This window comes from Terrimonas ginsenosidimutans, from assembly GCF_022012415.1.
Lineage (GTDB): Bacteria > Bacteroidota > Bacteroidia > Chitinophagales > Chitinophagaceae > Terrimonas_A > Terrimonas_A ginsenosidimutans.
Genome location: NZ_JAKLTR010000012.1, coordinates 187241 through 209445 on the forward strand (window position 1 = coordinate 187241; position 22205 = coordinate 209445).

At 45.2% G+C, this 22205-nt stretch carries 23 protein-coding genes; 11 read left to right on the forward strand and 12 right to left on the reverse strand.

Features of this window, described 5'->3' with window-relative positions; genetic code table 11:
- Positions 1-38: 38 nt before the first annotated feature.
- Positions 39-1127, reverse strand: a complete 1089-nt coding sequence (locus LZZ85_RS18460; RefSeq protein WP_237874823.1) for a baeRF3 domain-containing protein — start codon at positions 1125-1127, stop codon at positions 39-41.
- A gap of 582 nt (positions 1128-1709) precedes the next feature.
- Here LZZ85_RS18460 and LZZ85_RS18465 point away from each other — a divergent pair.
- On the forward strand, positions 1710-2375 hold the full coding sequence (locus tag LZZ85_RS18465; RefSeq protein ID WP_237874824.1) for a class I SAM-dependent methyltransferase: 666 nt from the start codon (positions 1710-1712) through the stop codon (positions 2373-2375).
- A gap of 349 nt (positions 2376-2724) precedes the next feature.
- Here the strand turns inward: LZZ85_RS18465 and LZZ85_RS18470 are convergent, their stop codons facing one another.
- From LZZ85_RS18470 to LZZ85_RS18495, 6 genes are all read right to left on the reverse strand, one after another.
- Entirely contained in the window at positions 2725-3408 is a 684-nt protein-coding gene (locus LZZ85_RS18470) for a BON domain-containing protein (protein ID WP_237874825.1), read from the reverse strand.
- 129 nt (positions 3409-3537) lie between these two features.
- Positions 3538-4011, reverse strand: coding sequence for a pyridoxamine 5'-phosphate oxidase family protein (locus tag LZZ85_RS18475; protein ID WP_237874826.1), 474 nt, complete (start codon positions 4009-4011; stop codon positions 3538-3540).
- Between the two features lie 111 nt (positions 4012-4122).
- Complete coding sequence (gene glgP / locus LZZ85_RS18480) at positions 4123-5790, reverse strand: alpha-glucan family phosphorylase (protein WP_237874827.1); 1668 nt, start codon at positions 5788-5790, stop codon at positions 4123-4125.
- A 9-nt stretch (positions 5791-5799) separates the two neighbouring features.
- Entirely contained in the window at positions 5800-6231 is a 432-nt protein-coding gene (locus LZZ85_RS18485; RefSeq protein ID WP_237874828.1) for an Hsp20/alpha crystallin family protein, read from the reverse strand.
- Positions 6232-6418: 187 nt separating this feature from the next.
- Positions 6419-6643 (reverse strand): 2TM domain-containing protein, encoded by a 225-nt coding sequence (locus tag LZZ85_RS18490; RefSeq protein ID WP_237874829.1) that lies wholly within the window; start codon positions 6641-6643, stop codon positions 6419-6421.
- 57 nt (positions 6644-6700) lie between these two features.
- Positions 6701-7216 (reverse strand): flavodoxin domain-containing protein, encoded by a 516-nt coding sequence (locus LZZ85_RS18495; RefSeq protein WP_237874830.1) that lies wholly within the window; start codon positions 7214-7216, stop codon positions 6701-6703.
- Between the two features lie 604 nt (positions 7217-7820).
- On the opposite strand from LZZ85_RS18495, the gene LZZ85_RS18500 reads away from it, so the two are divergent.
- Both LZZ85_RS18500 and LZZ85_RS18505 read left to right on the forward strand, forming a co-directional pair.
- On the forward strand, positions 7821-9446 hold the full coding sequence (locus LZZ85_RS18500; protein WP_237874831.1) for a sensor histidine kinase: 1626 nt from the start codon (positions 7821-7823) through the stop codon (positions 9444-9446).
- Positions 9424-10479 (forward strand): response regulator, encoded by a 1056-nt coding sequence (locus LZZ85_RS18505; protein WP_237874832.1) that lies wholly within the window; start codon positions 9424-9426, stop codon positions 10477-10479. The genes LZZ85_RS18500 and LZZ85_RS18505 overlap by 23 nt, the downstream gene beginning before the upstream one ends.
- A gap of 470 nt (positions 10480-10949) precedes the next feature.
- Here LZZ85_RS18505 and LZZ85_RS18510 read toward each other — a convergent pair whose 3' ends face one another.
- Positions 10950-11327, reverse strand: a complete 378-nt coding sequence (locus tag LZZ85_RS18510) for a hypothetical protein (protein WP_237874833.1) — start codon at positions 11325-11327, stop codon at positions 10950-10952.
- Positions 11328-12120: 793 nt separating this feature from the next.
- Here LZZ85_RS18510 and LZZ85_RS18515 point away from each other — a divergent pair.
- From LZZ85_RS18515 to LZZ85_RS18535, 5 genes are all read left to right on the forward strand, one after another.
- Positions 12121-12765 (forward strand): Crp/Fnr family transcriptional regulator, encoded by a 645-nt coding sequence (locus tag LZZ85_RS18515; protein WP_237874834.1) that lies wholly within the window; start codon positions 12121-12123, stop codon positions 12763-12765.
- 55 nt (positions 12766-12820) lie between these two features.
- Positions 12821-13612 (forward strand): sulfite exporter TauE/SafE family protein, encoded by a 792-nt coding sequence (locus LZZ85_RS18520; protein WP_237874835.1) that lies wholly within the window; start codon positions 12821-12823, stop codon positions 13610-13612.
- Between the two features lie 74 nt (positions 13613-13686).
- A complete protein-coding gene (locus tag LZZ85_RS18525) occupies positions 13687-15108 on the forward strand; it encodes an MBL fold metallo-hydrolase (RefSeq protein ID WP_237874836.1) in 1422 nt (473 codons plus the stop codon).
- A gap of 190 nt (positions 15109-15298) precedes the next feature.
- Positions 15299-15862, forward strand: coding sequence for a YeeE/YedE family protein (locus LZZ85_RS18530; protein WP_237874837.1), 564 nt, complete (start codon positions 15299-15301; stop codon positions 15860-15862).
- Positions 15863-15898: 36 nt separating this feature from the next.
- Positions 15899-16402 (forward strand): DUF6691 family protein, encoded by a 504-nt coding sequence (locus LZZ85_RS18535; RefSeq protein WP_237874838.1) that lies wholly within the window; start codon positions 15899-15901, stop codon positions 16400-16402.
- A 228-nt stretch (positions 16403-16630) separates the two neighbouring features.
- Here the strand turns inward: LZZ85_RS18535 and LZZ85_RS18540 are convergent, their stop codons facing one another.
- Complete coding sequence (locus LZZ85_RS18540) at positions 16631-16906, reverse strand: acetyl-CoA hydrolase/transferase C-terminal domain-containing protein (RefSeq protein ID WP_349291750.1); 276 nt, start codon at positions 16904-16906, stop codon at positions 16631-16633.
- A 511-nt stretch (positions 16907-17417) separates the two neighbouring features.
- Here LZZ85_RS18540 and LZZ85_RS18545 point away from each other — a divergent pair.
- Genes LZZ85_RS18545 through LZZ85_RS18555 form a run of 3 tightly spaced genes read left to right on the forward strand, consistent with a single transcriptional unit; the run spans position 17418 to position 18241 of the window.
- Positions 17418-17573 carry a hypothetical protein gene (locus LZZ85_RS18545; RefSeq protein ID WP_237874839.1) on the forward strand — a complete coding sequence of 52 codons (156 nt, stop codon included), beginning with the start codon at positions 17418-17420 and terminating at the stop codon, positions 17571-17573.
- A gap of 10 nt (positions 17574-17583) precedes the next feature.
- Positions 17584-17991, forward strand: coding sequence for a hypothetical protein (locus LZZ85_RS18550; RefSeq protein WP_237874840.1), 408 nt, complete (start codon positions 17584-17586; stop codon positions 17989-17991).
- Entirely contained in the window at positions 17966-18241 is a 276-nt protein-coding gene (locus LZZ85_RS18555; RefSeq protein ID WP_237874841.1) for a hypothetical protein, read from the forward strand. Before LZZ85_RS18550 ends, LZZ85_RS18555 begins: the two co-directional genes overlap by 26 nt.
- A 268-nt stretch (positions 18242-18509) precedes the next feature.
- Here the strand turns inward: LZZ85_RS18555 and LZZ85_RS18560 are convergent, their stop codons facing one another.
- The 3 genes from LZZ85_RS18560 to LZZ85_RS18570 all read right to left on the reverse strand — a co-directional run bounded on the left by LZZ85_RS18560 (position 18510) and on the right by LZZ85_RS18570 (position 22159).
- Positions 18510-18725, reverse strand: a complete 216-nt coding sequence (locus LZZ85_RS18560) for a YgaP family membrane protein (protein WP_237874842.1) — start codon at positions 18723-18725, stop codon at positions 18510-18512.
- Between the two features lie 60 nt (positions 18726-18785).
- On the reverse strand, positions 18786-19433 hold the full coding sequence (locus LZZ85_RS18565; RefSeq protein ID WP_237874843.1) for a hypothetical protein: 648 nt from the start codon (positions 19431-19433) through the stop codon (positions 18786-18788).
- Between the two features lie 224 nt (positions 19434-19657).
- Positions 19658-22159, reverse strand: a complete 2502-nt coding sequence (locus tag LZZ85_RS18570) for a cation-translocating P-type ATPase (protein ID WP_237874844.1) — start codon at positions 22157-22159, stop codon at positions 19658-19660.
- Positions 22160-22205: the final 46 nt, after the last annotated feature.

Below are 22205 nucleotides of genomic sequence, written 5' to 3' on the forward strand. Positions count from 1 at the left end.
GCGCAATTGCCTCTGTTATAACCCATCGGCTCAGTGATTCATTTAATGGCATGTCGCCCTATCAAAGCAATGTGATGATAACCTGCCAGTTTACCATCCGGTACAATTTCAACATCACCACCAGCCGCCAGCACCATTTCAATGGTTTCATCAACGGCATTCCTGGCAACAGTTCCTTCTGCAAAACGTTCGTCGATCCGGGAATTGGGAAGAATGATGGCTGGCACGAAATGCTCTTCGACGATCAGCAAGCGCGCATTGTGATGCCCGGCCTGTTTCCAAACCTCCCGGATGCCCACCCCAAGCTTATTGAAATCAGCGGCGTCTTCTATTTGATTCAGCAGATCCCGCATCCTGATTGACTGCCATTCCATCAGGTGAGGCGCCAGTATTTCCAGCACCTCCTTCGGACTTATATCGGGATGATCTCCATGAACGATCTTCACAATGTTTTTGGAGCAGGATGTAAGGGCCATAAAATGTTCCGCAAGGCGTGGTGATCCCATTAAAAACACTGGCAGCGGATAATCTTTTAACAACTGTCGCAACGATTTATCGGCGCTTCTCAGGAAATTATCGAGATGTACTCCCCTGATATCATTCGCATCCCAAAAATTCCCAACCTTTTCTGGCAGGCCTTTTTCAAATGATGCGATATCAACCGCTGTATTTTTATTCATTGTGCATACTGATCTGCCGTCATACCTCAGTATGGTTGTATGATGCCCGTCAAGCTTCAGGATCAGAATTTCCCTGGAATCTTTTTTTGCGCGGATTATCTCCCGGATATCAAAGTACTCCCCAATGGATATTTTTTCATTGAGAGGAATATCCATGTAAATGACCCGTTCAACAAGGGATGAGACATATATCGCCACACTTTTTTTCAGTTTGTTGTAATCAAGCTCCGTTATAACTTTTTTCAATTTAGCGAGAATAAGATCGCTCGTTCTATAATGGTAGCGGATGCGTAGTTCATTTCCAATCAGACCAATCGCCTTCCTCATCCTGGCTGCTACTGTCTCTTTTGATGTCATGTGGGGTTCAAAAGGCATCAGTATTGATACCGCCGGAGCACTGGCAGTAAGGCTCTTCTTATCCAGAGGATGATTTTTGATCGTTTGCATAAACATGATTTTTTCAGATGGCATAAAGAGGCATGGATGAGAAACTCATTCCTGCCAGAACTGAGTAATAATTTGAACACCTCCAAGCTACCTTCATTTTTACCGGGAAAACATGACGCTGCTCAGGAAGGAACATGATATAAATGCAATGACGTTCAGTTAAGAGATCCACCCACAGTAGATCTATGGGTGATGACTGATGGCCGCATTTGGATTGAAGCCATTGTTGCTAAACGACCATAGATATTCGTAATAGTTTTTTTGGGGCCATCGGTCATCGAACGATCTTTAAACTACTGCTCTTATAAGTCAATAAAGCGTTTTTCCCAAACCTTTTCGTTTACTACACAGTAGCATGTTGCCGTTACACCTTCAATGGTTTCTTTGGCCACATTCATTGAAGCCGAATTAATTTACCACATAATACATGCAGGCTGATACGGAATTCCCCAGACAGGCAACTACTGTCGGCTGATCATGACTTATGATCGCAAACATATCTTAATCAGCAAAGTCACTGATCCATGTCATAGGTATAGCAGTACTATTGACCTACCTTGAGGGACACTATAAACTTATTCAATGATCAGTCATTTGTCCTTTAAGGATCATTTGCACGAATACGAGTCATGGTTTGACCGCCATGCGTACGTATTTGAAAGCGAATTAGCGGCACTTCGCAAAGTATGGCCACAGGAGCCTGGCCTAATGAGCCTTGAAATTGGAGCAGCAACAGGCCGGTTCTCCAAGGAGTTAAAAATCACCGAAGCGCTCGACCCGGATTCAAGCCTTTTACTGATCGCGGAAAGCCGTGGCGTACATATCATGCCAGGCATGGCTGAAGAACTGCCTTATGCATCTAACCAATTCGACGTGGTTTTTATTGGAACAAGTATTCACTATTTCGCCAATCCGCCCAAGGCACTGAAAGAAGCCTACAGGGTATTAAGAAACTCAGGAAAACTAATAACAGCTTTCATCGATAAAGATAGTGAGATCGGCAAGAGTTATGAAAGCCGGAAAGATCACAGCACATTTTATGCAACGGCCCGTTTCTTTGCAATAGACGAATTAGAAAACGAAATTGTCAATGCAGGTTTTGTAAGCCTGGAATTATCACAAACCCTGTTTGGCAGCCTTGACAATATTCAGCAGCTCCAGGATAGCAAAAGCGGTTATGGTGAAGGTTCTTACATCATCATCAAGGCGGAAAAACCCGGGTATGATTACCCATGGCACTCACAATAAGCAGTATCCATTGGCATTAAACAAATCCTCCGGTGCATCAACACCAGTATCAGCAAAAAGCGCCTGGATTGATCTGAAATCAGCTGGCGCTCATACTCAGCGAAAACAGGAATTACCCGACAGTAATCGAACCTTAATGCAACAAAGGAAAATATGACCGCGTATTGCCCGGTATGCAGAAAGAAATGTACAACGGCTTTTCTTGCCGGTCACCGTTGAACATTTGAGCAATGCAGCCTGCCCGTCTGCAGTAAGTAAGCGGCATAATCACTGGCCAAAATAAAGGAGGCTGCTCAAATACTGAGACAGCCTCGCTGACACATACATTATCAATCAAAAAAATCTTTTATCAATTGCCATCCGAATCGAATACATAGGAAGGACTTTCAACACTCAGCAGGCTTTCTACCCTGCTTATACCGGGAGCAGACCATGCCGCTTTTTCCGCATCTTCCTTTTCGGCAAACGATCTTACAGCGCCGCGAAGCGTAGCCGTGTTTCCTGTTACCTCCACCGAGATCTTCTCCGCATCAACAGTAGCACTTCTGACAAGCGCCGCGCTTATTTTATCCCTGATATCAGCTGAAGGAAGCGTCGGCTTGATCGTGATGTAATTATACACCCGCTTTACTCCCGTCAGCAGCTCAACCGCTTTTTCTGTCGCCTGCTTCTGATATCCCCACTCAACCTGGCCCTCCAGCGATACAACTCCTCCCTCAACTTTCACCCTGATATTATCCTCCTCTATCTCACCATGCCACTTTAGTGTCTGTAAAATGGATGCTGCAATTTCAGCATCTGTTCGTTGAAGAGACGTCAACATCCCCACCTCGATCTCTTCAGCAACCGCTCTGACTTCACTTACCCTTTTTGCCGCTTTCTCTGCAGCCAGCTTTTGATTGTAGCTGTTTACCTTTCCCGATAGTGTTACTACCCCCTGTTTTACAGCTACACCGATCTCGGCAGCTTTCAATAGAGGTTCCCAACGGAGTTCGTTCATCACGTCCTGCTGGACCTCAAGATCTGTCTTCATAATAAATGATTTAAGAGATCTAAAAAACCTTTTTTAAAAGCGTGGGCATTCTGTTTGTAACGATCATGCACGGCGAAACAGAGCAGACCGATCAAAGGACAAAGCAGCGTCATGCAAAAGACCGTTCACTCAGGTTGCAAACTGTCCGCTGGCATCAGCGTGTTCAAAACGGCCGGTTTTATTATCTACTTTTATCCTGAAAAAAATTCCTTTAACTTCCCCGGTTTCTGCCTCTACAAATGGCCACTCAGCATTGATCTGCATCTTTTGAGATGTTCTCACAGGAAAATGCCTCTTATTCAACAGTGACAAGGCTTCGATCCTCCCGGCTTCTTCGTCCAATTCTTCAAAATCCCCCCAGCAGATCACGCTTCGCCAATTTGAGAGCTCTTTTGTATCATCTACCTGGAAACATACTTGCCCGTTTTTACGCAACATGGCCATCTTCAATCCGTCCATGCTATGGCAGTAAATATACCCATCTGTATAAGCGTAGCTGATCGGAACAACATAAGTCATCCCATCAGCATGGCAGCCTAACCTGCCGATCATCTGCCGGCCAAGCAGCTCTTCTATCTCCTGTTGATCAAGTGTTCCAAACATATTCACTGTTTTACCAAAGCAACATATTTTTTCGTTACCGAAAGATGACAGATATCAGTTACAGTACTGACTTTGAATGGAGTTTCCGACAGACAGAAAGAACTGTCTTTCTTATATAGCAAAAATCATTTTTTGGTGACTATATAAACGCGAATAGTATTCACCCATCATTCGCCTACTGTCAAAGAAGGGAAGAACATCCCTCATTCCATTTTTGACCATATTCATCCATTGCCCGGGAGCATCATAATAAAGGGAAATGATCTCTTTTTCGAGAAGATCATATAGCACGGAAGCTTCTTTTTCATCCTGTTCGTGATCCTGCAGTGTGGAGTCTGCCGGGGGAATGACAAAGCAGTTGATCTTGTCCTGCGCAAATTCGGGAAACCATCCATCCGGCATTGAAACATTCAATGCGCCATTCATAGCCGCAGACATCCCGCTTGTGCCTGAGGCTTCATGCCCCATCCGGGGAATGTTCAACCAGATATCTGCACCAGCTTTCAGTAATTTTGACAATTTCATTTCATATCCAACCAGTACGGAACAATTGGTATAAGTCTTACAAATCTCGACGATCCTGTTAAACAGGGAAATGGCAGGGAAATCCATCGGGTAAGGCTTACCCGCCCAGATTAGTTGTACCGGGCGCGTGGCATTGCTGATGATCCGCTTAAAACGATCCATATCCGACAGTAACAATTCCGCTCTTTTATATCCTGCAAATCGCCTGGCAAACACAATGGTGCACACATCGGGGTCATATACCTCTCCTGTCTGGTCCGCCACTTCCTCAAATAAGAGCCGTTTGGTTTCCTTTTTTCTTTCCCGGAGTGCCGCATTATCGTCATTAGCTATTGCCTGGTACATTGACTCATCATGCCAATAGGTAAAATCCTGGGCATTTGTAATGGAAATAAGGCTGTCTGTATCCTGAAGGGATTTCATCTTCCTCAATGCTTGCTCATGTAATTTAGATACGCCGTTCGAAATGCCGGCCATCTGTAAGGCAACAGCTGTATTGTCCAGCAGATCATTATCCGGATGAAGAAGGGATTTTACCTCCGCCATGTTCAATGAACCAAAAAAGCCAAGCCTGGCAAGCAGGGACAACGATGTTTTTTCATTGCCCCCAGGCTCACAGGTATGATTTGTAAAAACCAGCCTTTGTCTTACATCTTCCATATTTCCGAATTTTCCATACAGGTAGAATGCAAGAGGCAGTCCATGTGATTCGTTGAGATGATAGATCTCCGGGAGCCAGTTGATCTTCTCCAGCAGCATTGCTCCACCCTGCCCCAAAAGAATAGCCGCGGCAATTTTTGTTTCGGGGTTGGAGTCATATAGCTTATGGCAAATGGTCCGGGAGAGATAATCATTTTCCGGGATATCTGTTGTCAGGAAGAACACCGGCGCGGTGTTAAAAATATCCGGTGGCAGGTAGTATGCCGCAACCCAAACGTCATGACCGGACACACGGATAGAAAACTGGATATTGGTTTTCTCCAGGAACCCGTATGATTTTTCCTGGAAAAGAACATCCATCCCCTGGTCTTGTTTTCTTACCTGATCATAATAGCCGAACTTCCAAAGAATACCAATACCGACAACCGCCTGCTTTAATTCAAACGCACCACGCATCTGAGAACCCGCCAGGTAGCCCAATCCACCAGCATACGTTTTTAGTGGTTGATGAATTGCATACTCCATGCAAAAGTAGGCTACACGTTTGGAGTACCTGCTGTCGGTAGTATACGGAAAGTGAAACGGAGTATACATTCAGAAAAATTAATAGACAACGATCTGCTGATCTGCCTGCTGCTTTTTTGCCACACCTTTTGAAATACAAATCTCCAGCGTTCCCTGCCGGTATTCTGCACTGGAGAAAGCAATATCCGCAGTATCAGGCAACAGAATCTCTGCAATAAAATAGTTACCGGTCCGCAGCCTGTCCTGTTTTTGCTTGCCATTCCCCTTCTCCCTGAAAGCGACGATCAGTTCACCGGCATGAAAATACAACAGCACCTCATCTTTGTTGGAAGCGTGTGCCGTAACTTCAACCTTATAGTGATGGTCGTATTCCTGGATAGAATAGGGCAGGTTGGTAAATTTTTGCCTTCGGACACGGGAAAGTTGTTTTAGAAGATTCTCAGAACCCGCTGTTGGTATATACCAACCCGGATAAGAACAACAACCGTCAAAAGATGTCTGCATATTCATGATTGGTATTTTATGTAAGGTACGAATGGAGGTATCCTGGAAAAATGATCATTGAATGAATGGCGGATGACATTCGTCAGGTTTAGGGGAATACTGGTAGAAAATTTCCGTGTATTTTAAGACATTAAGCTTGTTAGATGGCTGAACGCAGATCAATTTGAGAACCTTAAGCCCACCGGAAAACGCCTCAGCTCCTATTTCGGCCGTCTCTCCTGAACACAAGCAGAAACTGCAGCAGGAGCAGCAATCCCCAAACAATGACCGCAAAGAAAGGCCAGTACATCATCACCTGTAACGATGACCTGTATAGCAGTGCGATAAATGTGATCACAACAAAATAGACCTCCAGATTAAGATTGAAGATCCATACGGAAAACCGTCGCTTTTCAAATCTGTGCTTTACGTCCTTCATATAGTCCGGGTTTTATATTTTCAGTATCTCCTGTTGCTTCCTGTTAATTACTTAAGATCACACCTGTTGATACATAGTAGTCTCCAGGTACTTATATAAACCCGCCAGATTTTCTTCCTTAACGCCGTCATATCCCTTCAGCATCTTGCGACCATTTATTTTTCCGGCGAAAAATGCACCGACCCGTAACATGAATCTATCTTTCAATGATAGTTTCTGATAGTCCAATCGCCCTTCCAGAAAAAATATCTTACATTTTTCAGCAATTACTGCCGGAACTGAAGATTTAATATAACCCTGCAGTTTATCCCTTTCACCGGATGGTGTGCCGCTCACAACAAACAGTATCAACTGCCTCCCTCTTAAATAGTCGAGATGCTGGCGTATCCATTTTGTCATTTCCAGTTTTCCGATATATACACTCGACCCAAGAACAAGCAATTCAGCATTCCTAAGCTCTTCCGCCGTACAATCTTCAGTTGTGCGAACAGTCAGGGCCAACTTCTGGTGCAACCATTCTGCATATTGCCGGGTAGCACCATATCTTCCACGATAAATGATCATACTTTTCATAAAACCCTTCTTTAAACTGTTTTTTCTCTTCATTACCACGCCGTACAAACCGGCGGCCGATAAAACCATCAATAGACCGGCAAAAAGAACTTGTATATTCAAAATATCAGCTCAAGCAAGCGACATAAGTCCCACGTTCAATGCAAATAGACAAAAACGTATCTGCAAATTGCATGACCGCCGTCAGCAATACGAATGATTCAAAAGGCATTGTTATCTGCAGGCAGAGCCTTTTTCAGCCCGAAAGTGAATATTGAAGAGCCAAGTACTCTATTACGGTCGCAGGACTTGCCGATTCTCTCAGCATAAGGCGATTAGTTAAAGAACTGCGGTTTCGATCAGGATAAACAGATCATATCGGCCAACATTACCTACCTTTAGATACTATCAGAACTCCTCTGGATTTTACTACACTTATTTAAGGCAGTTGCCTGCAGTCAACTGATGCCGGTTGTTTTGTTTGACCGGTTCGTTAGGCGTTAGGAAGTACTTACTATATCTAAGATCAGCAAGATCATTCAGTCAAATAGATTGAAGTACTTCGGAAAGGCTTGTTATTTGCAACACAGGGCATGCAACTATGTTAGAAAGTTCAAATTAAAATATGCGTATGTCTTACGGGGAGTCATCGTCGAATATCAATAGCGAAACGATTGTAGAAGCGCTGTTTAACAGCATCCGGGAGAGCGCGGCGATCATATCGAAGAATGCAAACCAGCCGGTTTTCTGTAATGCTGCCTGGCGAAAAATGTTCGGGGCAGGCACTTCAGATCAACTGGCTTTTCATCAATTTAACCAATTGCGTAAGATCCCGCTTTCCGTCAGGGAACTGCAAATCCAGACCAGGATGATCGAAGAAAAAGGGGTTTTCACAGAGCAGGTCGAATATTTGTCTGCAAACAGTAAGCCTTTCCGGGGAGATACTACCATCCGTACCATGGCAAATAATGGTGATCTTTTCTACCTGATTGTCATTGACAGGATCGACAGCCTGAAAGAAAGCAAGCTAAGGCTGATCCGGAACAGGCAGGGATTCAACGTATTACTGGAATATGCCAGCATTGGAATACTGGAGGTAAATCGTAACGCGGAGATCATCAACATCAATTTATTTGCACTGCGTCTTTTCGGATACAACAAACAAGACGTATTGAGTAAGAATATCGAAATGCTGATCCCCCATCGTTTCCGTAATGATCACCAGCAGCACAGAGATCAGTATTTCAACCAGCCAGAGCACAGGCTTATGGGTATGGGAATAGACTTATATGCCTTAAAGAAAAATGGGGCGGAATTTCCTGTAGAGATCAGTTTATCAAATTACACATTTGATAATGAAAAACTCACCATTGCTTTTATCAGCGACATCTCTGTTCGGAAAAAGAATGAACAGGAAATCAGAAATTTGAACAATGCACTGGAGCAACCAGTTGAATCGAGAACAAAAGAACTGAAAAACGCGATCCACAACCTGGAGGTCTCCAAAGATGAACTTTCAAAATCCCTGCTAAAAGAGAGAGAATTAAGCGAGCTGAAATCAAGATTTATCTCGATGGCCTCTCATGAATTCAGAACACCGTTAAGCACTATCCTGTCCTCCGCATTTTTATTAGACCAATATAATACCGGCGAAGAACAACCGAAAAGAGAAAAACACATCAGGAGGATCGTATCATCAGCCAATATGCTGACAGATACATTGAATGATTTCCTCAGCGTGGGCATGATCGAAGAAGGAAAAATTCACACGAGGATCTCGGAAATAAATATTCAAAATGCAATTGGTTCGGCCATTGAAGAAATAACAGTGAACCTGAAAAAAGGCCAGAAGATCAGTTATATCCATGACGGGGATCTCTCGGTCAGGCTTGACCCTTCTCTGTTGAAACACATCATCATGAATCTTGTTTCAAATGCCAGTAAATTTTCTCCCGAGAATAGCATCATACAGATCCGTACGTCGACCCAGCAATATGTGCTGATGCTTTCAGTAAAGGATCAGGGAATTGGAATTTCCCGGGATGATCAGAAGCATTTAATGGAGCGCTTTTTTCGCGGCACCAATGCTGTCAACATACAAGGTACGGGGATTGGCCTGCATATCGTAGCTAAATACGCCGAGCTTATGCACGGAAAGATTCAATGTATTAGTGAACTGAAAAAAGGAACAAAATTTATTCTCTCATTTAACTTAAATGAAACACCTGATGAAAAAGATCCTGCTAATTGAAGACAATGAGAATATCCGCGCAAACACTTTGGAGATCCTTGAACTCTCCGGGTATGAGGTAATAGAAGCTGAGGAAGGTAAAACCGGCATTGTCAAAGCTATTCAGAATAAACCTGATCTTATTATTTGTGATATCATGATGCCCGAGTTGGATGGATATGGCGTGCTGCGTGCCATTCAAAATAACGACACCATCAGGAATACACCGTTCATATTTCTTACGGCAAAAACAGAGCATAGCGATTTCCGCAAAGGAATGGAATCGGGTGCAGATGATTATCTTACCAAGCCTTTTGACGGCAATGAACTGCTGAATGCCGTCAGTGTCCGTCTGAAAAAGATGGATCTCGCCCATGCAGAAGTTCAGCCTGGCATGAATACAGCTCAGCAATTGCCGGAGGTCTCATCCGGTAAAAAAGAATTCGAGAACCTGACCGTCGGCAGGAACATTAACCACTACGCAAAAAAGCAGGTCATTTATTCCGAGGGTAATCACCCCAACCGGCTTTACTATGTATTGAAGGGACAAATCAAGGTATTCAAGACCAACGGAAACGGTAAGGAACTGGTGACTGATCTCTTCAGTGAAGGTGAGTTTTTGGGCCACACAGCACTGCTGGAAAACTCAGCCTATAAAGATACTGCCGCTGCCCTCGAGGATGCTGAACTTGCAGTCATTCCAAAAGAAGATTTCGATAAACTGATAGACTGCTACCCGGAAATAGCTAAGAAATTCATCCAGCTGCTCGCCAGGAATATCTCCGATAAAGAACTGCAGCTTTTAAAACTGGCGTATAGTTCCCTGCGAAAAAAGGTTGCCAATGCACTGTTGCTGATCCAGAAGAAACACAAGGGAAGTTCCAGAGACTTTACGATTGAATTGAGCCGGCAAAACCTGTCCAACATAGCCGGTACAGCCACTGAATCGCTGATACGAACATTAACTGACTTCAAAAATGAAAACCTGATAGACATACAGGAGGGATGCATCTCTATCCTCAATCAGAAGAAACTGGAGAATCTGCCTGATTGAATAACCAATGTCGTTTAGAGATCCTCCTACAGTAGCTAGATGGCTGATGACCGATGGCCGAGTGCCGCATTTTGATGGAAGCTATTACTGCAAATTGGTATAGGGTATTGACACTAGTAGGTATATTTATTTTCGGCCAACGGCCATCGGTCATCGGCCATCGGTCATCGGCCATCGGTCATCGGCCATCGGTCATCGGCCATCGGTCATCGGCCATCGGCCATCGGTCATCGGCCATCGGTCATCGGCCATCGAATGAACTTTCGGGAAATTCCATAACTAAATGACATCGGATTGAGTGCACAATTACAGAGTCATTTGACCTCGTCATGAAGCATCTCATTTCCGGTCACAGTTGCCTCTATTGTTGTCATATAACCAACCTTTATTTGCACGGCCCTCCCGGATTTCCGGTAACTGGATTGCATGCCGTAACGCCTTCGGTCCAAGGGCCCGGACATTGACTCTTCTCAGAAATTATGTAAGGCGAAGCGATTGAACCTGTTCGCCAGATCATCGAATTTTGTCTTTGCCGCTTCGATCCTTGAAGTGATACTCTTGCGGCTGGCAAGCACCGCATCAATCGTCAATCTCCCCACAGATTCTAGTTTTATCGAAGACTCAAAACCTGCTATAGCATTCCTTAACACCCTGATCAGATCATCCTGGTCAATAAATTTGTTCTGAAAATCTTCTGTTTCATCCAACAACTCCTGGCTTAACTTGTGTTGAAGTAGTTCAGACAGCCGGGCCTTCATACGAACGTTTCCCTCCGTCATGAATTTCAGACTGTTCTTCCAGTTGTCGCTTTCGAATTCCAACTGTTTTATTTTAATTGTCGATAACATTGCATCTCATTTAATCTTCCTCATTCTTCAGGGCCTTACAAAAGTACAGTTCGTTCTACAGTTTGAAAACGACTGCCGTCAATGGGTTTGCTGACACTGGTCAGGCTGCAGAATGCGGATCATGTTGAAAAGTTGGGGGATGGTCTGCAAAATGGCTTGGGTTGAAATGTTCCGGATGAGCATCGCTCGTATAAACTTCTGCCGGCCCTTCCACCGTAGCGAAGCGGAGTAGGGAACCTGGGCCAGTCGCTCAAAAGATTTATCACCCTCGGCGTGTCAGCTTGTCACCATTTTTCACTGCCTGAAATCCCGTCAAACTTTGGACGGCCAAAGGACGACCAAGAGACGAACTAACGACGACCAACAACCATTTCAAAAACACGCGAAGTTTGACCCTGAATGATTATCATCAGCAACACATCAGCTGGCTTCGCGTGCCAGAATGTCGTATCTACGGAGCAAATATCGCTTCAAGGCGTGCTCACGTTTTTGGTGCCCGATCAGACAGCTATCGCTTAAAAACCTGTAAGTGGACAAGTGATAATAACCCGTTTGCAGAATACCGGCAAGCCTGATTACATCAGGCGGGGAACCGAAGCAAAAGCAAAAACTTTAAACTTTTAAACCATTAAACATTTAAACAACCATCCCACAACTTTTACGCTTGATCCCAGAATGCCGCGTTTTGTAATTTTCCGGTAAGATCTGTGTAACTTAAGTCACGCAGGCCTGTTCATTCAGCAATATTTTTGCAGTCAAAAGAATACAAAAGAATTAACGCATACTACCTCAAATGACTACCGCACAACTAACTAAAAGCTTCCCTGGACTAGAACGGGCATTGTATGAAGAACTCGGTAAGGAAGGCCAATTAAAAGAGTTCAGGGAGGGAGAGATCATTCTCCGGAAAGGACAGTTCATCCGCTCAGCCGTTCTGCTGCTTGAAGGAACCATCAAACTTTACCAGGAGGACGAAGACGGAGGTGAATTTTTCATGTATTATATCCAGCCTGGTGAAGCCTGTGCGGTTTCAATGATCTGCAGCCATGAACAGGAGACCAGCAGTGTTCTGGCAACTGCGGCAACAGACTCGACCGTACTTCTTATACCGCTTTCCTGTATGGATCAATGGATGAGCCACTACAAAAGCTGGAGGCAGTTCGTCATACAGGCCTACCGCTCGAGATACCAGGAATTGCTGAATACGATAAGTGAGATCGCATTCCGCAATATGGATGACCGCCTGGAATTCTATCTGCGGAAGCAGGTGAAACAATTCGGGAAGATCATCAGGTTCACCCACCAGGAGATCGCTAACGATCTTAACTCATCGCGTGAAGTGATCAGCCGCCTGATGAAAAAGATGGAAAACAATGGATGGGTGATCCTTCACCGAAACTCCATTGAATGGATAAAAGATGATTTTAACGCGGCGTGACAATAGTCACTGAAGAACGATCCGTTCTGTGTGATCTTGCAGCATAATCTTGATCATGGAAATAATCGGATATGTTGCTGCAGTGCTCATTGGACTGTCTTTAGGCCTGATCGGTGGCGGGGGCTCAATTATGACCATGCCGGTGTTGGTTTACCTGTTCCGCGTTCCTCCCATGCTGGCCACTTCTTATTCTCTGATCGTTGTAGGCATTATCAGCCTTTTCGGGTTTGCCGGGCACCTGAAAAGAAAGACCGTATCAGTACAAACCGGCCTTTTATTCGGTACCGCCTCTGTTATTTCAATCTTCCTGACAAGACATTTTCTCCTTCCGGCGATCCCTTCTGTTATCTTGAGGACAGGCAACACCATCATCCATTTCAGCACACTGACCATGATCCTGTTCGCCCTGCTGATGATCGCAGCGGCTATTGCGATGATCTTTCAGCGGGCCAGGCCGGACGAGAAGGAACATTCAACAAAGAAACGTCCCGTATTGCTTTTGGTATACGGAGGACTTATCGGGCTGACCACCGGCCTACTGGGCGCCGGCGGCGGATTCCTGCTGATCCCGGCACTTGTATTGTTTGCACGGTTGCCAATGAAGGAGGCCATTGGTACATCCCTGATGATCATCACACTGAATTCCTTTTTCGGCATGCTGGCAGATCTTGGTCATGTTCATCTGGACATGGCACTATTACTGCGCATTACCCTTGTTGCCACTGGCGGACTCGCAGCTGGTATGTATCTCGGGCGATTTATCCAATCTTCCCGGTTGAAATTGGGTTTCGCGGTTTTCGTATTGCTGATGGGCGCCTATATGCTGATCACAGAACTGATCAAATAAATTATTCAATGTGACATAAGTCATAGATAAGCTTTGCCAGTCAATCGATCTTTGGAAATATAAAATATGTTATTATGAAAATAGAACAGATCTATACAGGATGCCTTGCTCACGGTGCCTACTATATCGAAAGTGATGGAGAAGCCGCCATCGTTGATCCGCTACGGGAAGTAGATCCCTATATCAAAAAAGCGGCGCACAATGGAGCAACGATCAAATACGTACTGGAAACCCATTTTCATGCGGATTTCGTTTCCGGCCATCTCGATCTTGCAAAGAAAACCGGTGCGAAGATCGTTTACGGCCCCACTGCAGAACCGGCTTTTGATTTCTATCCTGCCTGGGACGAGGAAGAACTGCCCTTAGGCAAAATAAAGATCCGCGTGATCCATACCCCCGGCCATACTATGGAAAGCACCTGTTATCTCGTACTGAATGAGAACGGAAAAGAAGTTGCACTCTTCAGCGGAGACACGCTCTTTATCGGAGATGTGGGCCGCCCTGATCTTGCGCAGAAAGTGAACGCCACCCTCACCCCCGAAAAGCTGGCCGGTCATCTCTATGATTCCCTGCAGGAAAAGATACTGCCACTGCCGGATGACGTGATCATTTATCCCGGACATGGCGCCGGTAGCGCCTGCGGAAAAAATATGAGCAGCGAAACAACCGATACGTTGGGGCATCAGAAAAAAGTGAACTATGCATTAAGGCCCGGACTTGCCAAAGAAACATTCATCAGGGAACTAAATGAAGGGCTCGTTCCCTCTCCTGCTTATTTTCCAGCTAACGTACTCATGAACCTTCGCGGCTATGAAAGTATGGACCAGATCCTGCTGCGAGGCCTCAACCCGCTTGATCCCGCTGCATTTGAACAGCTAGCCAATGAACAGGATGCACTGATCCTGGATACAAGATCCGCGGACGCATTTGCAGAAGCGTTTGTCCCGGGTTCGATCAATATCGGGCTGGATGGTTCATTCGCACCATGGGTCGGCACGCTGATCACAGATATCCGTCAGCCGATCTTGCTGGTGGCAGATGAAGGGCGTGCAGAAGAAGTGATCATCCGGCTCAGCCGTGTGGGATATGATCATGTACTTGGTTATCTCGAAGGCGGACTTACTGCATGGATCAAAGAAGCTAAAGAAACGGATCATATAGAAAGAGTCAACGCAACACAACTGTCCGGCATCGTATCATCAGGCTTACCTGCCAACATACTGGATGTCAGAAAAAGAAGCGAGTTCCTCAGCGAACATGTAGTTGGAGCAACCAACATACCGCTTGATTTTATCAACGAAGAAACCAGCACACTGGATAAACACAAAAAATGGTTTGTTCATTGCGCAGGAGGCTATCGCTCCATGATATTCACCTCGATCCTCCGTGCCCGCGGATACCGCAACCTGGTAGATGTGCGTGGCGGTTTTAAATCCCTTAAGGAACAGGGAACTTTAAAATTGACAGAGTATGTTTGTCCTACAACGATGTTATGATAACGGACGTTTGCCGTATCGTGGGAATAAGGTTGAGGTTTCACGGGTTTGATAGATCATACAAGTCTATGTTTGAAAATGAAACTGACCCTATAAAGCCTCATGAACATATGGAAACTATCAACCTATGGAACCTGCGAAACCTCGTTAGCGTTGAATAGCGAACTGTATTTACAAAACAACTTCCTTTATGACAGATTTCCTGAAACATCCCTGGCCCTGGTATGTGGCCGGGCCGCTGATAGGACTGATGGTGCCCGCATTGCTCCTGATAGGTAATAAGCATTTTGGCATCTCAGCGAACCTGCGTCATATCTGTGCAGCCTGTATTCCTGCAAAGATCCCTTTCTTTCAATATAACTGGCGGAAAGAGAGCTGGAACCTCTTTTTTGTAGCCGGGATATTCGTTGGCGCAGTGATCGCTTCCAACCTGCTCCGCGATCCTGATCCGCTTGTAATAGCCCCGGCTTTAAGCGAGGAAATGGACAGCTACCATCTGGCTCAGACGGGCACGCTATTACCGGCCGGTCTTTTTTCCTGGAACAGCTTACTGACGTTAAGAGGATTGGTGATCATGGTCATTGGCGGATTCCTGGTTGGCTTTGGTACACGCTATGCCGGCGGCTGTACCTCGGGCCATGCGATCCTGGGATTAAGTACCCTTCAATGGCCATCGCTGGTTGCGACTATTATGTTCATGGCTGGAGGCTTTATCACGGCAAACCTGCTTCTCCCCGTCATTTTGAAACTATAACCAATACGATCACGTCTTTCCATAGATAATAATACTATGATACAAACAAAGAACAACGATCAGCATGATTTTGAGGTGCGTTCACAAGACACCATTTGCATAAATGAATCAACGCAACAACATCCCTGGTGGTACAACATGAAGTATCTTGCGGCAGGAATACTACTAGGTATCGTATTTGTCAAAGCGGAGATCATTTCCTGGTACAGGATCCAGGAAATGTTCCGTCTTCAGAACGTTCACATGTATGGAGTGATTGGGTCTGCTGTTGCAACAGGAATGTTATCCGTGTGGCTGATCAAACGCTTCCGAATCAAAACAATCTATGGCGAACCAATTGTTTTTCATCCAAAAAAATTCAATAAGGGGCAGATATACGGCGGCCTGCTTTTTGGCGCAGGTTGGGCGTTAACGGGTGCTTGCCCCGGCCCTTTATTCGCACAGATCGGTACAGGCGCAACGGTAGTAATCGTTGTATTGTTAAGCGCAGTGGCGGGTACATGGGTATATGGAAGATTGCGTGAGAAGCTGCCGCATTAGATTTTAAGACACCTCGGTGCGTGTCTCACCATAGCCTAGCCGTCAACTTTAGGTTTGGTTCGTGTAGAAGGAACGCGGTGGATGCGGCGATACACAGCGAGCGCCGCAAAATACAAGGTATTGTATGGCTGTTTTCGCTGCGTATCGCCGTTTTCCTTCTATGCTGGTTCTACTGTGACGGCGTGCAATTGATTCGTTTAAATTGAGGGAATTCGAGGGATTTTGCCCCTATCCAAATCTCTTCACAATCTCCCTTTCCAATTCATCCCGCTGTGCCGGGTGCGCGATCTTCGCCAACGCTTCTGCCCGTTGCCGTAAGTTCTTTCCAAACAAATACGCCACGCCGTACTCCGTAACGACATAATGCATATGCGCACGTGTTGTCACGACCCCTGCTCCTGCTTTCAGGAAAGGGACGATCTTGGAGCCGCCTTTGCTCGTTGCACGGGTGTAGCCGCACTGCCATGAACAAAAACCCTGTCGCCGCTTTTTACAGCCTTCAATGCTTCTTCAGCAGGAACAAATACCGGATCCACCATTTAATAAAACTTAAACTTGAAAATCATGAGATGCGATTGCTACGGTCAACACCCGGGAAAGTTAAGAGCGGATCAGCATGGCAGGTCAGCTCCGCCAAATGGTCTTACTCCGGTTATTTCATCGAATATAGCAGGTTGCAGATCACTATGATATGATGATCATCTTTGTTGTGGATGATTAAGAACACTCCCCTTACTCAATTAAGGACGTATGAGTTAAATCAGTTAACCTGTTGACGGTCGTCAAAGAAAATCGTACACCACCTATTTATCTTGCTGGAGACACGGAACCAGTACCGCTTAGTTAACTTAACCTGCTGGTTGTTTCCATAATTAAAAATTCAAAAGTAAAAAAATATAAGCGTTCTGGCCGTTTTCTCTGAGAAAGATGAGATCCTGCCTCTTTCCGGATCTTTTACTTTTTGCTTTGAATTTTGCCTTCGCTTGTAATGCCATCACCAGTATAAATTCAATTTATGGCAAATAGAGACACACTCGTAACTATCAGCGCATTCATCCTATCCATCTTTGGCTTTTTTGCATTGGCGGTAAAGTTTGGATCATCAGTCATGAGGGCCTTGCTGGCAAAACTGTATGATCTCATTTTCCGTCACAAAGCCAAAAGCCTCTAAACAGATCGTTATGGATAAAATACATGAAACAGAAAACCTGGATCAGTTTGCAGAAAATATGAAACAGCTGGCACAGGATTACTTTTCGCTGCAAAAGCGCATTGCCCGGCTTACGCTGATCCGCTACCTGGCAAAGGCCGGTGGAGGTATTATGGATGGAGTAATCCGGTTCATTCTATTGACTGCCGTACTGGTTTTCGCTGCAATAACGGGCGCATTTTTTTTGAGTGAGCAACTGAAAACTTATGCCGGCGGATTCGGATTAATGACGCTTATCCTGCTCATGATCTCCATACTGATCCACCTCGCAAGAAAGGTCCTCTTTGTAAATCCGATCATTCACCGCCTGGTCAAAAAGCTACATGCGGAAACTGATCTAAAGCCGGAAGAATATGAAGACAACAATTCAAATCAATAATCTCAATGATCTTGAAAAAGAATTGGCCAGGCTTCACCAGCAGCTATCGGCAAAAGAAACTGCAATAACGCAGCATTGGGTTGGTCTTAAAAGAAATGCCTTAAAGCTTTGCTGGAATTCATTCAGAGCAGGATTCGCTTCGAGCATGCTGAAGTCTGTGCTGGGTGGTGAAGCCGACCATCCTGTAACAATAGCTTTGCGGGATGGTATTAAATGGATAGCTGCCAGGTTTAAGAAGCAGGGAGGCTGAGTTGTTACAACCTTCTTCCGTCTGGCGTACAAGTAACGCGGCGGACGCAACGATACGCAGCGAGCGCGGCAAAATACAGAATAACTCCATGCTTGTTTCGCGGCGGACGCAACGATATGCAGCGAGTGCGGCAAAATACAGAATAAGTTCATGGTTGTTTCGCCGCGTCCGCTGCGTATCGTTGCGGACGCCGCGTTACTCCTCCTTCCTTCCAGAAATACCGACTCAAAAAAGAAACCCTACGCTATTCATCTGTCAGGATCACCATTCAATGAACAGTCCTCTTCCTCGCGCACGTGTTGAGTCCAAACAAACTATACGCCGGGCAGACGCCGACCAAACTCGTCAGCAGGAAAACTGCAGCAACAACCATCAGGACTATAAAACTAAGCCCGTTTACTACGTGGGTCACACACAATAGTATTAAGCCGATCGCAATGATCGCACGGATGATCCGGTCAGCCAATCCCATATTCTTTTTCATATTCTTTGTTTTAAATAATCAAAAATTTCTTTAAAAGAACAATAGATTCAAAACTTCCAGTTAAAAAGCTTTCATTTTTTCTGACTGCTTCGCCAGCACATCCTTTCGCATCATGTCCTTTACGACCAGCAAACCGAATTGATGCGCCATCGCATTAACAGTTGTCGGGTCGAAAGAACGTGTCTGCGCTGAATACACCTGTCCGTGGTCACTGAGATCATACAGGTTGGTCTCCCAGAAATAACTGGTGGTTTCAATTGACTTATCTGACTGGTATACGCGATCATAAGTACTTTGGTAATAGTCCCACAATTGATGGTTGTTACCGGGATTATGATCGACACCTCCGGGCTGATACTTCTGTTTTTCTTTACTGAGCAGAACAATGGTCAATACCGCATCAAAAGAGTTCTCTTCCATTTGGGCAAGCATCTGCGCTTCTGTCAGTCCATAAAAGGTATTCGGTTGAAACGCTTCGCATGCACATACGGCCACATAGCCGAGTTTACGAAGATCATCCGCAATATGAGTTTCGATCTTTTCTCTTACGGTACGGTCTGGCTCATTGATAAGTCCCAGTATGAGTATTTTATTATAGGCCTTACTGACCATCCCCGGACGGGTCCAGGAGCTGACCATATCGGATGAAGCGCAACTGACCAGCAGCACCAGTAAAGAAAGGGAAATGGCGGGCAAAGGTTTTCTCATACCTCCAAAGTATGAATGAAATGATCACCAGCGTATGAGCCAGATCAGTAGCGGAACCAATTGATGTCAGTTGTCGGCATGACAGGCATTTTCAGGAAAGAACATGAAGGATAAGCGAAAATGGAAAATGACCGTAACATAACTCTCCCGTCGTCAGTCTCAACGGGCCTGCTGTAGCCAACAGGCTGATCACAAGTTGACCTGGGCGCAAGCACATCGTAGCATCATGCTTTCCAACGGCGCTTCTTCCATTTAACAATTTCATACCAGATAACGCTTACACACCCAATTCCAATACTTAACAGCAATTCGCCGATTCTTAACGCGCCAAAAGAAAAGAAATGGGTCAATGGCTCTATGTATAGTAAGAGTGCCGTCAACGCAACCGTCGCAATAATGATGATCAATACCAGGTTGTTCTTATAGGTGAGCGTCGTAAAAACAGAATAGTAAAATGAGCGGTTCACCAGGGTCAGAAATATATTGGCGGTGACAAGACAGGTGAAAACCATTGTCCGGGTAACAGCCTCGTTTGCCCCTTCACGCACTGCATACCGGTAACATAGTAAGGTCCCTGCCGTTATCAGCAAGCCCTGAACGATACTGGTCATTAGTTCTTTCCTGTTGAAAAATGTACTGCTGAACGGGCGGGGATTGTTTAGCATAGTGTTTTTTTCCATCGGTTCATTCTCATAGATGATCGAGCAGGTTGGTCCCATGATCAATTCCAGGAAAATAATATGCACAGGGGTAAAAATGTTCGGATAGATCCATCCCAGTGACAAAGGAATAAAAACCGTTAGTATGATGGGTATGTGAATGGATATAATATACCGGATCGCTTTCTTAAGATTGGTATATATTTTTCTTCCCATCGCCACCGCATCTACCATTTTTGAAAGGTCATCCTCAACAAGGATCAGCGAAGCAGCCTGTTTGGCAATCTGTGTCCCCTTCTTGCCCATGGCAATACCTATATGAGCGGCCTTTAATGCGGGACCATCGTTCACACCATCGCCGGTCATCGCCACGATCTCCTTGTTCGCCTTCAGCGCATTGATGATCCTTAATTTGGCATCGGGGAACATCCGGGTAAAAATATTGGTATCAGCAACAGTTTTTTTTAAGGATGCATCTGGTAGCTTCATCAGTTCGTCTCCGCTGATACTTTTTTCATATCCCCTGAAGCCGATCTGTTTGGCGATCGCACCCGTTGTCGCCGCATTGTCACCTGTAATGATCTTTACGGAAATTCCCGCCGTATAAAAATCCGAAAGCACTTTATGGATATTATCTTTAGGAGGATCGTAGAAGGCAACAATACCTTTGAAGACGAATGGAAATTCCTGTTGGCTGGCGGGATAATTATTGCCGGTGAAACCTGATGCCCCTACCGCCAGTACACGATACCCATCCGCGGCAATCGTTTTAATCGCTTCCTGGACCTGTTGTAGTTCCGGAATTGATAACCCAGCGATATTCATCAAAGCCTCCGGTGCGCCCTTCGCCGCAATGATGCGCCTGCCCTCCGCATTCTCAAAAATATGTGTCATCATCGGCGGCTTGCCGCTTAATGGATATTCATGGATCATTTTAAACGACGGTCTGTCATCAGCTGTTGTCAGCTTTTCATATTCTTTGTGTAAAGCGATCTCCATAGGATCAAACGGGATCGGCTCACTTGCCCACATGGCCAGCGTGATCAGTTGCTTTTCATTGTCCGTTAATTCATCAGTAGCTGTTGTGATCTTACCGGATGTCAATACAAACAATTTTGCCAGGCTCATTTTATTTTCCGTGATCGTTCCCGTTTTATCCGTACAGATCACGGTGGCGCTGCCAAGCGTTTCAACCGTCTTCATTTGTTTTACCACGATACCGAGTTTCATCAGGCGCCAGGCGCCCAGTGCCATAAAGGTGGTGAATGCCACGGGGATCTCTTCCGGAAGCACACTCATGGCAAGTGTCAGCGCTTTGAGCAGGCTGTCCAGTATATCGTATGTTTTAAAATAATTGATGGCCCATACAATGACGAACACCACAGCCCCCGCTATGACCATCTTCTTTACAAAGTTGTTTATCTGTAACTCCAGTGGTGTTTTTTCTTCTTTGATGGATTCAAGACTTTTCCCGATCTTCCCGAGCCTCGTGGAGTTGCCGGTATGGGTAATCGTAGCAATCGCCAATCCACTTGATACGGTTGTCCCAAAATAGACGATGTTGTCCGTGGACGTTTTATCCTTTTCAACGGCAAAGGATTCACCTGTTAATATCGATTCGTTTACAGAGAAATCATTTGAATGCACAATGATCCCATCTGCCGCCACCGCTTCGCCTTCTTCCATCATAAGACTGTCGCCAACAACCAACTCATCACTCTTTATTTCCGTTACCACACCATTCCTGATCACTTTGCATTTAGGCTGAATAAAATTCTTTAACTGTGATAATGCATTGCGGCTTCGTGCATCCTGGTACAGGGAGATAGCTGATACTAGTACGATCGCCGATACCATAAAAAGACCGTCGCCGGTATCACCACTGATAAAATAGATGGAAGATGCCGCCAGCAGTAAGATCAGCATCGGTTCTTTCAGCAGCCCCACCAGGGTGCTAACAAACCCGGATTCCTTTTTGTACTTCAGTTCATTTGAACCAAAACTGGCTCTTGCGGCGACGACTTCGCTATCCGTTAATCCCTGTATATTGAAATTATCTACCGGCATGAATGATACTGAATTAATGATTACTCATCCTTCTTTACAGGCAATC

Bases quoted from the DNA above. Each gene is read 5' to 3' on its own strand.
- LZZ85_RS18460 (WP_237874823.1), bottom strand. From the start codon at position 1,127: ATGCAAACGATCAAAAATCATCCTCTGGATAAGAAGAGCCTTACTGCC.
- LZZ85_RS18465 (WP_237874824.1), top strand. From the start codon at position 1,710: ATGATCAGTCATTTGTCCTTTAAGGATCATTTGCACGAATACGAGTCA.
- LZZ85_RS18470 (WP_237874825.1), bottom strand. From the start codon at position 3,408: ATGAAGACAGATCTTGAGGTCCAGCAGGACGTGATGAACGAACTCCGT.
- LZZ85_RS18475 (WP_237874826.1), bottom strand. From the start codon at position 4,011: ATGTTTGGAACACTTGATCAACAGGAGATAGAAGAGCTGCTTGGCCGG.
- glgP (WP_237874827.1), bottom strand. From the start codon at position 5,790: ATGTATACTCCGTTTCACTTTCCGTATACTACCGACAGCAGGTACTCC.
- LZZ85_RS18485 (WP_237874828.1), bottom strand. From the start codon at position 6,231: ATGAATATGCAGACATCTTTTGACGGTTGTTGTTCTTATCCGGGTTGG.
- LZZ85_RS18490 (WP_237874829.1), bottom strand. From the start codon at position 6,643: ATGAAGGACGTAAAGCACAGATTTGAAAAGCGACGGTTTTCCGTATGG.
- LZZ85_RS18495 (WP_237874830.1), bottom strand. From the start codon at position 7,216: ATGAAAAGTATGATCATTTATCGTGGAAGATATGGTGCTACCCGGCAA.
- LZZ85_RS18500 (WP_237874831.1), top strand. From the start codon at position 7,821: ATGCGTATGTCTTACGGGGAGTCATCGTCGAATATCAATAGCGAAACG.
- LZZ85_RS18505 (WP_237874832.1), top strand. From the start codon at position 9,424: ATGAAAAAGATCCTGCTAATTGAAGACAATGAGAATATCCGCGCAAAC.
- LZZ85_RS18510 (WP_237874833.1), bottom strand. From the start codon at position 11,327: ATGTTATCGACAATTAAAATAAAACAGTTGGAATTCGAAAGCGACAAC.
- LZZ85_RS18515 (WP_237874834.1), top strand. From the start codon at position 12,121: ATGACTACCGCACAACTAACTAAAAGCTTCCCTGGACTAGAACGGGCA.
- LZZ85_RS18520 (WP_237874835.1), top strand. From the start codon at position 12,821: ATGGAAATAATCGGATATGTTGCTGCAGTGCTCATTGGACTGTCTTTA.
- LZZ85_RS18525 (WP_237874836.1), top strand. From the start codon at position 13,687: ATGAAAATAGAACAGATCTATACAGGATGCCTTGCTCACGGTGCCTAC.
- LZZ85_RS18530 (WP_237874837.1), top strand. From the start codon at position 15,299: ATGACAGATTTCCTGAAACATCCCTGGCCCTGGTATGTGGCCGGGCCG.
- LZZ85_RS18535 (WP_237874838.1), top strand. From the start codon at position 15,899: ATGATACAAACAAAGAACAACGATCAGCATGATTTTGAGGTGCGTTCA.
- LZZ85_RS18545 (WP_237874839.1), top strand. From the start codon at position 17,418: ATGGCAAATAGAGACACACTCGTAACTATCAGCGCATTCATCCTATCC.
- LZZ85_RS18550 (WP_237874840.1), top strand. From the start codon at position 17,584: ATGGATAAAATACATGAAACAGAAAACCTGGATCAGTTTGCAGAAAAT.
- LZZ85_RS18555 (WP_237874841.1), top strand. From the start codon at position 17,966: ATGAAGACAACAATTCAAATCAATAATCTCAATGATCTTGAAAAAGAA.
- LZZ85_RS18560 (WP_237874842.1), bottom strand. From the start codon at position 18,725: ATGAAAAAGAATATGGGATTGGCTGACCGGATCATCCGTGCGATCATT.
- LZZ85_RS18565 (WP_237874843.1), bottom strand. From the start codon at position 19,433: ATGAGAAAACCTTTGCCCGCCATTTCCCTTTCTTTACTGGTGCTGCTG.
- LZZ85_RS18570 (WP_237874844.1), bottom strand. From the start codon at position 22,159: ATGCCGGTAGATAATTTCAATATACAGGGATTAACGGATAGCGAAGTC.